This window comes from Delftia sp. 60, from assembly GCF_002754395.1.
GTDB lineage: Bacteria > Pseudomonadota > Gammaproteobacteria > Burkholderiales > Burkholderiaceae_C > Comamonas > Comamonas acidovorans.
Genome location: NZ_PEFD01000001.1, coordinates 3,473,156 through 3,485,005, shown reverse-complemented (window position 1 = coordinate 3,485,005; position 11,850 = coordinate 3,473,156). Strand labels below are relative to the sequence as shown.

10 protein-coding genes are annotated in these 11,850 nt (G+C 68.2%); 4 read left to right on the top strand and 6 right to left on the bottom strand.

Features of this window, described 5'->3' with window-relative positions; genetic code table 11:
• Positions 1 to 49: 49 nt before the first annotated feature.
• Positions 50 to 1,063 (bottom strand): endolytic transglycosylase MltG, encoded by a 1,014-nt coding sequence (gene mltG / locus CLV01_RS15715; RefSeq protein ID WP_080736847.1) that lies wholly within the window; start codon positions 1,061 to 1,063, stop codon positions 50 to 52.
• Positions 1,064 to 1,109: 46 nt separating this feature from the next.
• Here mltG and ygfZ point away from each other — a divergent pair, with 46 nt between their 5' ends.
• Positions 1,110 to 2,057 carry a CAF17-like 4Fe-4S cluster assembly/insertion protein YgfZ gene (gene ygfZ, locus CLV01_RS15710; protein WP_099733875.1) on the top strand — a complete coding sequence of 316 codons (948 nt, stop codon included), beginning with the start codon at positions 1,110 to 1,112 and terminating at the stop codon, positions 2,055 to 2,057.
• Positions 2,058 to 2,092: 35 nt separating this feature from the next.
• Here the strand turns inward: ygfZ and CLV01_RS15705 are convergent, their stop codons facing one another.
• Complete coding sequence (locus CLV01_RS15705) at positions 2,093 to 2,956, bottom strand: YbgC/FadM family acyl-CoA thioesterase (RefSeq protein ID WP_063326323.1); 864 nt, start codon at positions 2,954 to 2,956, stop codon at positions 2,093 to 2,095.
• 70 nt (positions 2,957 to 3,026) lie between these two features.
• On the bottom strand, positions 3,027 to 4,031 hold the full coding sequence (locus CLV01_RS15700) for an alpha/beta hydrolase (RefSeq protein WP_099733876.1): 1,005 nt from the start codon (positions 4,029 to 4,031) through the stop codon (positions 3,027 to 3,029).
• Between the two features lie 263 nt (positions 4,032 to 4,294).
• On the opposite strand from CLV01_RS15700, the gene CLV01_RS15695 reads away from it, so the two are divergent.
• Positions 4,295 to 5,431: an iron-containing alcohol dehydrogenase gene (locus CLV01_RS15695; RefSeq protein ID WP_099733877.1), complete on the top strand. Its 1,137-nt coding sequence runs from the start codon at positions 4,295 to 4,297 to the stop codon at positions 5,429 to 5,431.
• A gap of 7 nt (positions 5,432 to 5,438) precedes the next feature.
• Here CLV01_RS15695 and CLV01_RS15690 read toward each other — a convergent pair whose 3' ends face one another.
• The 3 genes from CLV01_RS15690 to CLV01_RS15680 all read right to left on the bottom strand — a co-directional run bounded on the left by CLV01_RS15690 (position 5,439) and on the right by CLV01_RS15680 (position 10,023).
• On the bottom strand, positions 5,439 to 8,066 hold the full coding sequence (locus tag CLV01_RS15690) for an AI-2E family transporter (protein ID WP_099733878.1): 2,628 nt from the start codon (positions 8,064 to 8,066) through the stop codon (positions 5,439 to 5,441).
• 145 nt (positions 8,067 to 8,211) lie between these two features.
• Positions 8,212 to 9,168, bottom strand: a complete 957-nt coding sequence (locus CLV01_RS15685; protein ID WP_257221321.1) for a sensor histidine kinase — start codon at positions 9,166 to 9,168, stop codon at positions 8,212 to 8,214.
• Positions 9,169 to 9,243: 75 nt separating this feature from the next.
• On the bottom strand, positions 9,244 to 10,023 hold the full coding sequence (locus CLV01_RS15680; RefSeq protein ID WP_012205218.1) for a LuxR C-terminal-related transcriptional regulator: 780 nt from the start codon (positions 10,021 to 10,023) through the stop codon (positions 9,244 to 9,246).
• A gap of 658 nt (positions 10,024 to 10,681) precedes the next feature.
• Here CLV01_RS15680 and CLV01_RS15675 point away from each other — a divergent pair.
• Together CLV01_RS15675 and CLV01_RS15670 are read left to right on the top strand one after the other, a co-directional pair.
• On the top strand, positions 10,682 to 11,167 hold the full coding sequence (locus CLV01_RS15675; protein ID WP_012205217.1) for a hypothetical protein: 486 nt from the start codon (positions 10,682 to 10,684) through the stop codon (positions 11,165 to 11,167).
• 98 nt (positions 11,168 to 11,265) lie between these two features.
• The gene (locus CLV01_RS15670) at positions 11,266 to 11,688 is read left to right on the top strand and encodes a hypothetical protein (RefSeq protein ID WP_012205216.1); all 423 of its coding nucleotides are present in this window, start codon (positions 11,266 to 11,268) and stop codon (positions 11,686 to 11,688) included.
• Positions 11,689 to 11,850 lie beyond the last annotated feature (162 nt).

The window sequence follows — 11,850 nt, the reverse complement described above, 5'->3', positions numbered from 1 at the left end:
AGAGGATACGCAAGCGCTGCGCAAAGCGCAGCAGCCCTGTGGGAATATCTCAGGGCTTTTGCCCAGGGCTTTGCTGGCCGCGCTGGTAGCGGTTCACGGCGCGGTTGTGCTCGTCCAGCGAGGCACTGAAATGGCTGGTGCCGTCGCCACGCGCCACAAAGTACAGCGCCTTGGTCTGTCCGGGCTGCACGGCGGCCATGAGGGCGGCCTTGCCGGGCATGGCGATGGGCGTGGGCGGCAGGCCCGCGCGGGTGTAGGTGTTCCAGGGAGTATCGGTCTGCAGGTCGCGGCGGCGCAGGTTGCCATCGAATTTCTCGCCCAGGCCGTAGATCACGGTGGGATCGGTCTGCAGCAGCATGCCGATGCGCAGGCGGTTGCTGAAGACACCGGCAATCTGTGCGCGGTCGGCCGCGCGGCCGGTCTCCTTCTCGACGATGCTGGCCAGGATCAGCGCTTCGTCGGGCGTCTTGAGCGGCGTGTCGGCCGAGCGCAGCGCCCAGACATCGGCCAGGCGCCGGTCCATGGCGTGCAGGGCGCGGCGCAGCACGGCCAGGTCGGAGCTGCCCTTGGCATAGGTATAGGTATCGGGGAAGAAGCGGCCCTCGGGCGCCACGCCCGCGCGGCCCAGGGCCTGCATGAGGGCAGCGTCGTCCATGCCTGCGCTTTCCTGGCGCAGGAATTCCTCGCGGGCCAGGGCGGCGCGCACCTGGCGCCAGTTCCAGCCTTCCACCAGGGTCAGGGCCTTGAGCGATTCCTCGCCGCGCGCGAGTTTTTGCAGCAGCACATAGGGAGTCAGGCCCGTGGTCAGCTCATAGTTGCCGGCCTTGATCTGCCGGTCCTGCCCCGAGACGCGGAACCAGGCGTACAGCAGCCGCGCATCGGTCTGCACGCCGGCCTTGACCACTTCGCGGGCCACGCCACGCGGCGTGGTGCCGGGCTCGACCTCCAGCTCCAGCGTGGGCTGGGCCAGCGGCAGCGGCTGGTTCAGCCACCACCAGCCGGCACCGGCCAGCACGGCGGCCAGCACCAGCAACATCATCAAAGCGCGAAAGATAAAGCGCACAACCTCGGTCCAAGCAAGCAATAGAGCGGCTGATCATAATTCAGCCATGACCCAGCCTTTACTGAACGGCATTGCTTCCGTTTCCCATCTCGGCGTGATACGCGCCCTCGGCGAAGACGCCGCCCAGTTCCTGCATGGACAGCTGACCAACGACTTCGCGCTGCTGGATCTGCAGCATGCGCGTCTGGCAGCGTTCTGCACGGCCAAGGGGCGCATGCTGGCCAGCTTCATCGGCTTCAAGCGCAGCAAGGACGAGATCCTGCTGCTGTGCGACCGCAGCCTGCTGGCACCCACGCTCAAGCGCCTGTCCATGTTCGTGCTGCGCGCCAAGTGCAAGCTCAGCGACGCCACGGCCGAATTCACGCTGCACGGGCTGGCTGGCGATGCCGCCGCGCAGGCCCTGGGCCCGGCAGCCGTGCCCTGGACCAAGACCGATGACGGCGACGCCAGCCTGATCGCCCTGTACCCGGCCGCCGGCCAGCCGCGCGCCCTGCGCGTGGCGCCCGTGGGCGCGCCCCTGCCCGAAGGCCCTGCACTCAGCGAGGCCGACTGGCTCTGGAGCGAAGTCGCCAGCGGCATTGCCACGCTGTCGGCGCCTGTGGTGGATGCCTTTGTGCCGCAGATGCTCAACTACGAATCGGTGGAGGGCGTGAATTTCAAGAAGGGCTGCTACCCAGGCCAGGAAGTGGTGGCCCGCAGCCAGTTCCGGGGCACGCTCAAGCGCCGCGCCTACCTTGCCCATGCACAGCAGCCGCTGGCCACCGGCATGGAGGTCTTCACGCCCGAGGACCTGGAGCAGGCCACCGGCACCGTGGTCCAGGCCGCCCCGGCGCCCGGCGGGGGCTGGGACGCCATCGTCTCCATGCAGACCAGCTCGGCCGACCAGCCCCTGCTGGCTCATGCCGCCCTGGGCGAAGGCCAGCGCGCCGATGCCGCACAGGCCGTGGCGCTGCAGCTCAAGCCCCTGCCCTACGCGCTGCGCGAGGACATTTGAGATTTGAGCCTTGCACCGCCTGAGCTGCCTGCAGCTCAGGCGGTGAGCACTTTCCTCATGGTGATGTGGGGGATGCCGGCCTCTTCATAGGGCTCGCCTTCCGGCGTGAAGCCCGCGCGCAGGTAGAACGACTCGGCATGGCGCTGCGCATGCAGCACGACTTCGCGGTCACCGCGCTGGCGCGAGGCTTCGACCAGGCTGTCCAGCACGATGCGGCCCCAGCGGCCGCCGCGCACGCTGCGGTCCACGGCCATGCGGCCGATCCTGCCCGCGCCGGGGCTGTCGCTGACCAGGCGGCCGGTGGCGATCGGCTGGCCCAGGCCGTTGTAGACCACGGCGTGGCGGGCCACGGGGTCGAATTCGTCGATCTCGATCTCGCGCGGCACGCCCTGCTCGTGCACGAACACGGCCAGGCGCAGGCGCTCGGCGTCGCGGCCCAAGTCGTTCCAGCTGCCCGATGCCACGCGCACCACGCTCTGGCCGGCCTCATAGGCCGTGAGCACGTCGCGCAGCTGCTGCGGCACGGGCAGCGGCTGGCGCGTGGTGGCATCGGCGAACACATAGACCAGTTCCACGGTGTTGAGCAGTTCCATGCCGCGGAAGATGCCGGCTTCGAACAGCAGCGAGGTATTGCCCTGCCTGGCACAGCGTATGCCCACATGCAGCACGTCGCCCAGCGTGGCCGATGCGTGGTAGGTGGTGGTGGCCTTCTTGACGAACAGCTCGCCGCCCAGGGCCGCGAAGGACGATTCATAGGGCAGACCCAGCTGGCGCCAGTAGTCGGTGACGGCCACGTCGGCATACATCAGGTAGTGGGCGTTGAAGACGATCTTCTGGGCGTCCACTTCGGACCAGCGCACTTCGATGCGTTGCAGCGTGCGGAAATCTTGGCGTTGCATGGGGGTGTTTCTCTCCTGTTGTCTTGGGGTGTCTTGGGGTGTCTTGGGGTGTTTTGGTGCGTCTTGGCCTTCAGGCCGCGAAGGCGTCGCTCAAGGCGCGCGCCATGTCGGCATGTGCACGGCGCGCTTCGGCAATGGCGCGGCCCATCTTGACGAATTCATGGGTCACGCCCCGATAGATCTCCAGGTCCACGGGCACGCCGGACATGCGCAGCTTGTCGGCGTATTCCACGCCCTCATCCACCAGCGGGTCGCATTCGGCCAGGCCTATCCAGGCCGGGGCCACGCCGTCCACGTCAGGCGCTAGCAGCGGGGCAAAGCGCCAGTCCTCGCGGTCGGCGGGGCTGTTGAGGTACTGGGCGAAGAACCAGGTGATGGCCGGCTCGTCAATGACCAGCCCGTGGGCGAAGCGGCGGTGCGAGTCGGTGTCCTGGTTTGCCGTAGTGCCCGGGTAGATCAGCAGTTGCAGGGCCAGCTTGAGGCCGGTGTCGCGCGCATGGATGGCGCAGGCCGCGGCCAGCGTGCCGCCCGCGCTGTCGCCGCCCACGGCCAGGCGCGCAGGGTCGGCGCCCAGCGAGGCGGCCTGCGAAGCCAGCCATTGCAGCGCATCCCAGGCGTCGTTGTGGGCCGTGGGGAATTTGTGCTCTGGCGCGCGCCGATAGTCCAGCGAGACCACCATGGCGCCCGACAGATGGGCCAGCTGGCGGCACAGCACGTCGTGCGTGGCCACGCTGCCTACGGTGAAGCCGCCGCCGTGCAGGTACAGCAGCACGGGCAGGCCCGTGGCCGGCGCCTGGCTGCGCTCCACGGGCGCATAGAGCCGAGCGGGCAGCAAGGCGCCATCGCGTGCAGGAATCTGCAGATCCTCGACACGCGGCAGAACCGGCTTGGGAATTTCGAGCACGCCGGCCCCCGCCTCGTAGGCAGCACGTGCGCCCTCGGCGCCCAGCTGGTGCAGAGGCGTGCGCGCGGCGCGCTCCATGCGGCGCAGCACATCGCGCATCTGGTGGGTCAGGGACGCCGGCAGCGGCGTGGCATGGGAGGAGGATTCAGTCTGGGGCACGTTCAGGAGCACGTTCAGGGACAGGTTCGGTAGCGACTATCTGGCAAGGCAATTCGGTGCGGCCGACCAGGCACGGCGCAGCAGGCATTGTGCCGCGAGCACAAGGCCCTGGCAGCCATGCGATGGCAGCGCATGCCCGCGCTGTCGCCCCCGTGACCGCCGCAGCGCCCTCTCAGGGTTTGCTTTGTTTGCAGTGCAGCACGCGCGGTCTAGATTCGGCGCACTCCCCCTGATCCCCACCACGGGCCGCAGCGGCCCGCAACGAGTCACCGACCATGGCCTTCATCAACTACGTCACCCAGATCCAGTTTGACTTCGGCGCCGTGCGCCTGTTGCGCCAGGAGTGCGAGCGCGTGGGCATCACGCGGCCGCTGATCGTCACCGACCAGGGCGTCAAGGCCGCTGGCGTGCTGCAAAAGGCACTGGATGCGCTGGGCGGCATGCCGCATGCGGTGTTCGACCAGACGCCCTCCAACCCCACCGAGGCCGCCGTGCGCGCGGCCGCTGCGATCTACCAGGAGCAGCGCTGCGACGGCCTGATCGCCGTGGGCGGCGGCAGCGCCATCGACTGCGCCAAGGGCGTGGCGATTGCAGCCACGCACGAAGGGCCGCTATCGCACTACGCCACCATCGAGGGCGGCTCGCCGCGCATCAGCGAGCGCGTGGCCCCGCTGATCGCCGTGCCCACCACCAGCGGCACGGGCAGCGAGGTGGCGCGCGGCGCCATCATCATCTTGGACGACCACCGCAAGCTGGGCTTTCACAGCTGGCACCTGGTGCCCCGTGCCGCCATCTGCGACCCGGAACTGACCTACGGCCTGCCCGCCATGCTGACGGCCGCCACGGGCATGGACGCTATCGCCCATTGCATGGAGACCTTCATGGCGGCGGCCTTCAACCCGCCTGCCGACGGCATTGCGCTCGATGGCCTCACGCGCGGCTGGGCCCACATCGAGCGCGCCACGCGCAACGGCCAGGACGCCGAGGCGCGCCGCCAGCTGATGAGCGCCAGCATGCAGGGCGCCATGGCCTTCCAGAAAGGCCTGGGCTGCGTGCACAGCCTCAGCCACAGCCTGGGCGGCGTGAACCCGCGCCTGCACCATGGCACGCTGAACGCCATGTTCCTGCCCGCCGTGGTGCGCTTCAATGCCGAGGCCGAGAGCGTGCGCGCCGAACAGCGCCTGCAGCGCATGGCCCACGCTATGGGCCTGGACTCGGGCAGCGACATTCCCGAAGCCATACGCGACATGAACGCCCGCCTGGGCCTGCCCACGGGCCTGGCGGCCATGGGCGTGGAGCGCGCGCAGTTCGCAGCCGTGATCGGCGGCGCGCTCAAGGACCATTGCCACGGCACGAACCCGCGCCTGGCCAGCGCCGACGACTACGAGCAGATGCTGGCCACCTCGCTGTAAGCGGGACTCAGCCGCCAGCACTCGGCTGGGGTGTTGTCGATGGTGACGACGATGGTGGCTGGGGTGTCGTTTGGGATGCCACTTGCGCCGGAGTTTGTGCCGAAGTCTGCACCGGAGCCGGCGCAGCGCCAGCTTCCATCATCCGGCGCACTTCCACGTTCTGCATCAACTGCTCGGCCATGACGCCCAGCAGTTCCAGATCGGCCGCCGAGACCTCGCGCGGCGCGTCGTCCATGATGCAAAAGCTGCCCAGCACCGTGCCGTGGCGGTTCTTGAGCGGCACGCCCGCATAAAAGCGCAGCCGCATCGCCTGCAACGCGGGGTTGCCGGCAAATCGGGGGTCGCGCGCGGCGTCATGCACCACCAGGGCGTCACCGCCATGGACCACGTAGGAGCAGATGGACTGCGCACGCGGCATGCCGGCGGAAGCCGGGTCGCCCTGGTCCGCCACCAGCAGGCTGCCGGGCGTGTGCACGCGGTCGGCATCGACCCATGAGACCTGGGCCCATTTCACATCGAAGGCATTGGCGGCCTGCTGGGCTGCCTCGTGGTACAGCTGCGGCAGGCCGGGTCCGAGCACGCCGCTGTCGTGCAGCTGGCGCACGCGCTGCTCATCGTCATCGGGAATGGGCGCGGCCAGGCCCTGGCCTGCCGCGTCAGGCAGGCGCAAGGCGTCCACCCACAACTGCAGCTCGCGCAGGCCGGACACGCAGGCGGCGGCGCCGCAGCGGCGCGCGAACTCGGGGTCGGACACCACGGCCGGCGCATTCCACAGCGCCAGCACCACGCGCAGGTGCGGCCAATGGCGGCGCACGCGGCGCATCAGTTGGCGCACCACGGTCTGGGGCTGGGTGCTGAAGACGGACAGCACCAGCAACTGCGCCTCGGCCAGGGCCTGGGCTCCTGCGTGGCCTTGCGGCAGGCCGCCCTGCCCCGGTCCCAGCTGGCGCCATTGCGGGTCGGCGGCCAGGGCCCAGTCCGAGCAGCTGACCACGTGGCCGCGCAGCGCCTCGCTGTGCGCCACCATGGCGGCGGCCAGGGCATCGACCTCCCAGCGCGCCCCCACGCAATGGATGCGCAGGGCGCGCGTGGCCAGGGCCGCAGCGGGCGGCGGATGGCTTTCGCGCAGTTCCTCGATCAGGGCATCCATGCCGCTGGACAGGCGCAGCCGGTGTTCGGCCGTGGCCGATTCCAGGTGCTGCTGCGTGGCCAGGCGCAGTGCGGGGATGGCCACCTCGTCATAGAAACCGGCCACTGCGGCCGAGCGTTCGTCCGCCGAGGCCCGCGCCGGCAGCCTTGCGTCCACCAGTTCATGCGCCAGCGTGACCGCGTCTTCCACGTCGTCGGCCAGCAGGCGCTGGTACAGGCGCTGGGCCGGCCCCAGCACGGGCGAGCTGCCCAGCAGCACTTCCATGAATTGCAGCGCCGGGATGTAGCGCCCCAGCACCAGCAGGCAGACCGTCAGCGGGGTGGACAGGATCAGCCCTATCGGCCCCCACAGCGCCGTCCAGAAGGTGGCCGACACGATGATGGACAGCGTGGACAGGCCCGTGCTGCTGCCATACAGCCAGGGCTCGATCAGGTTGTTGCTGATCAGCTCCAGCGCCATGATCAGGCCCAGCGTCATCAGCAGCATCTGCCAGCCCGGGTCCACGGCAAAGGCCAGCGCCAGCGGGAAGGCGGCCGAGATCATGGCCCCCACATAGGGCACGAAACGCATGATGGCCGCCAGCACGCCCCAGAGAATGGCGCCCGGCACGCCAATGAACCACAGCCCCGCCGCCATGGGCAGTCCGTAGGTGATGTTGACGACGAACTGCATGCGCAGGTACTTGCCTATGCGCTGCGAGGCCTCGTCCAGCGCGTCGGTGGCCACGTGCAGGTTGCCGCCCATCAGGCGCAGCAGCCGGTCGCGCAGGTCATCGCGGTCCAGCAGGATGAGGATCACGAACAGCAGCACGATGCCGGCCATGGTCACGGGCTCGGCCACGCGGCCCAGCCACTGCAGCATGCGCGCCGTGGGCTTTTGCTCGGGCGACTGGATCTCCACCTTCTGCACGCGGGGCGTGGTGGCGCCGCGCGATATCTCGCGCTCCACGGTGTCATAGGTGCGCAGCGCACCGTCCCAGGCACTGGGCATGTTGGCGTTCCTGCGCAGGCTGCGCAGCTTGTCGCGGATGGTGTTCTGGTAGGTGGGCAGATCGGCGCTGAGCTGCTGCACCTGGCTGCCCAGATAGGTACCCATTCCCGCCAGTGTCGCCAGCGCCATGACCACCACCAGCAGCGTGGCCGCCATGCGCGGCATGCCCCAGCGCTTGAGCCGGGAGACGGCCGGATCCAGCAAAAAACCGAACAACAGCGCCAGCGCCAGCGGAATCAGCAGGCCCTGGCCGAAATACAGGCCGGCAATGACGATGCTGGCCACCAGCAGCCCGGTGAGCAGGCGCAGTGCGGGCACCATGTCGGCCAGCTGTGCCAGGCCCGGCAGGGCCGAACGCACGCTGCGCGCGAAATCTGCGTGGGTGGCGGCATGGGTGGCGGAATTCGCGGCTGCATTGGCAGCATTGCCGCCTTCGGCGGCGGCAGGAAGGGCCTGCCGTGAAGGCGACGGCGCAGGGTCGGAATGTGGGTTCATGGAAACGGGATGTCAGGGCTTGGATGCAGGTATGGATACTGCCTCACATCCGCATATCGGGGGATTGCACAGCGCGCCGCAGGCCTGCCCTGTCAGCGGGCACCGCAATTGCCGGAACGCCGTTGCCGCCGGCGCATCGGTCCGATCACCAGCGCACACGCACCACGGTACCCCCACCGGCCCGCGGCAGGATGTCCAGCACAGCCCCGATGGCATGGGCGCGGCGATGCATGCCTGCCAGGCCCATGCCCTGCAGGCCAGGTGGGATGGCACCCTGCGCAGGGCCAGGGCCAGGGCCAGGGCCAGGGTCGGAAGGCAGGCCGCAGCCGTCATCTTCCACGCGCAGTTCCCAGTGCAATGCACGCCGGGCATCGCGGCCAGGGCTTGCAGCATCTGCACGATCCACCGGCTCCAGCACCAGCCACAGCGTGGTGGCGCGCGCATGCTGCAGCGCATTGCTCACGGCCTCCTGGGCGATGGCCAGCAACTGCTGGGACGGCTGGCCACGCGGCAGGTCTGGCAGGTCTGGCAGGTCTGGCAGGCCTGGCAGGTCTTGCAAGACTGGCAGGTCTGGCACCCCGCGCAGCCCGGCGGCGGCATGCGGATCGGCCACGCTCCAGCAGATGCGCATGCCGCGCCGGTCCAGCACGGGCTGCAGCCGGTGGCGCAGGCGCGCCAGCCGCACGGGCAAGGCGTCTTCCATGGCGTCCATGGCATCCACCATGAGCCGCAGGTCCAGCAAGCCCTGCTCCAGCAATTCCTGCGCCTGGCGCTGGCGGGTCTCGCGCGGGTCCAGCAAGGCCATGGCATGCACCAGCAGCCCGCCCACGCCGTCGTGCAGGTCGGCGGCAATGCGCCGGCGCTCGGCCTGCACTTCGCGCGAGGGCCGGGGACTGCGCCGGCGCCGCCACAGCAGCAGCCTGTGCAGTCGCCGGGCGCCCATGGCGCACAGCAGCGCCGTGGATACCAGCAGCGCCAGGCTGGCCAGGCTCAGCCACGGCGGGGCCTGGGCGCCCGCCTGCCAGAGCCAGGCGCACAGGCCCAGCATCTGCAGCAGGCCCAGGGCCAGGCAGATGGCCAGCGTGCGAAGGGGATCTTTCATGGCCAAGCCGTGCCAGGCGCGGCCGCCATGGCCCGGGCGGCGGCAGGCCGCTGCGGGCAGGACGCCGCCCCAGAATCAGAACAGGCCGCGCAGCGATGCAAAGCGTACCGCCTGGGCGCGTGTGCGCACCTGCAGCTTGCGGTAGATGTTCTTGATGTGCGTGTTGACCGTCATGGCGCTGATCATCAGGCGCGAGCCGATCTCGGCGCTGGTGTAGCCGCTGGCGACCATGCGCAGCACCTCGCGCTCGCGGGTGGACAGGCGGTCTGCCTCGTCGGGTGTGCGGCGCTTGGGCTCGGCGCCCTGGGTCTTGTCGAAGCGCTGCAGCAACCTGCGCGCCAGGCTGGGGGTGACGGATGCGCCGCCATTGGCCACCTGCAGCACGGCCTGCGGATAGTTGCCGAACCAGGAGTTCTTGACGAGGTAGCCCGTGGCGCCCAGCTCGAAGGCGCGCAGCACCTGTTCGTCGTTTTCCATCACGGAGATGATGACGGCCTCGGCCGTGGGCCGCACGGTCTTCATCATGTCCAGCAGCTCGAAGCCCTCGCCGTCACCCAGGTTCAGGTCCACCAGCATCACGTCGAATTCATGCTGGCGGATGGCCTTGCGCCCGTCGCGCACGCTGCCGGCCTGGGCCACGACCAGAGTGCGCGGGTCGTTCATGATTTCCTGCGCAATGACCATGCGGATATGGGCATCGTCGTCCACCAGCAGCACCCGCACGGGCTTGTCGGGCTGGCCCGCCAGGTAGTCGGGCCACATGGCAGAGCTCAGACCTGTGCCCAGCATGCCCTGGGCGCGAGGGGACTCGGCGATCAGGGGACGGGCATCGGCGGGAACGTCGGATGGATTCATGCTGCTCTCCTCAAATGTCACGCCATGTGTATGACGCAACCGATCACAGACTTGCCTTTCCACATTAAGAGAAATCGCAACCGATATCCACAATCTTTGACGAAGTTTGTGAAAGATTGCGTAGATTACAAATTAACACCTTTGTGTGAGGAATCGACTACGGAGTTTCCTGAGCGCCGGTCCGGCAGATCTTGCGGATCCAGACACCGCGCACCGCGCCTTCAATCCCGCCCTGTGACAAAGGCCGATCCTGCCTTTGCTGCCGCCGCCGGCCTCAGTTGCGTGCACTTCGATACACCAGGTTGCCCAAAAGCCCCCCGCACCCGCCGAAACGGCGGCCCCAAGCAAAGCTGCAACCGTAAATTTTCTGTCGTTACACCTTGAAACTACCCAGATCCATTCATCGCGCACGGCTGCCGTTTTAACGCGATGCAGCCTGCCTGCAAACGGCTTGGGTGGGTAAGTACCCGGCAAGTGGATCAGCGCTCATGGCTACCCCGGACAAGAGATGGAATGGACGGATCTCCCCGAGCACATTGGAGTCCAGACAACGAGCAGGGGTCCAGGGAGACAAAGCCGGAAACCTCCGCAAAGTGTCTGCAAAACGGGTGCTTACACACCTCTTCCTGATAGTCCGATTCTTCATCAAGGAGCCATCATGAAATCGCTTGCAATTCTTTCCCTGAGCTTGATCGCAACAGCTGCCATGGCAGGCCCCATGGGTGGTGGCGGCGGTGGCGGCAGCGGCGGCGGCAGCAGCAGCTCCCAGATCGAAATCAATGGCCCCAGCGTTCAGGTCACCCTGCTGAACAGGAGCGGCGTGCTGAACGTGGCAACGGGTGGTGGCAAGGCCTCCCAGAACCTGGCCAGCAATGCAGGCAACGTGACCATCGATCGCAGTGGCAGCTCGCTGCAGGTCGTCGCAGCCACCGGCAGCGGCATCCTGAACAAGGCCGATGGCTATAGCGCAGTGGCCGTCAACAACCTGGCCTCCAACTATGGCGAAGTGGACGTGAAGAGCACTTCGATCCAGGTGGTGGCTGCCAAGAACTCCGGCATCATCAACTACGCCGGCAACGGTTCCATGGCAGTGCAGAACATCTCCAGCAACAACGGCTGCGTGACCTGCTACAACAACCACTGAGCCTGGCTGCCGGACGAAGGAAACTGCCGGGCGGCCCCAGGCCACCCGGCGGCACCTTCCCGGCGAAGACCCAGCTCACCGCACCAGGAGAGCCCACCATGCACACCGCCGCCCATCTCTGTTCGGCTGCCCTATTGGCCTGGCTCGCCCTCGGAGCGAACCCCCTTCATGCAGCGGCCCCCGGCGAAGACCCGGTGGTGCTGAACAAGCCCGTCGACTACCTCAGGCTGCCCACGGCCAAGCAGCCGACATCGTCGGGGCTGGACACCGTCACCGACATCCCCATCAATGTCAAGGCCAAGATCGCGCGCTACGAAGCCATGTCCATGACCAATGCGCCCGGTATCTCCACCGAGGCGAACGTGGTGACCACGACCACGACGAGCAGCACGGGCATGCAGCGCACCTGCACCCAGGACCTGGCCAGCAACACCAACGCCAGCGCATTCAACCGCTACGGGCCCCAGACCAAGGACCAGATCGTGGTCCTCAAGGGCGACCTGGTCAACGTCTGCCGCTAGCGCGACACAGGGCGGCCAGCCTTCGGGCCGCCCACCATTTCTCGATCCCCCATTTCCGGCGCCGACGCCCGTGCGCGCCTGTGCCCTGGCTCGCCGTTTTCCAGCAGAGGTCCATCATGCGCAACCGCCTTCCATCGCCAGGACTTCCCCGCCCCGATGCCG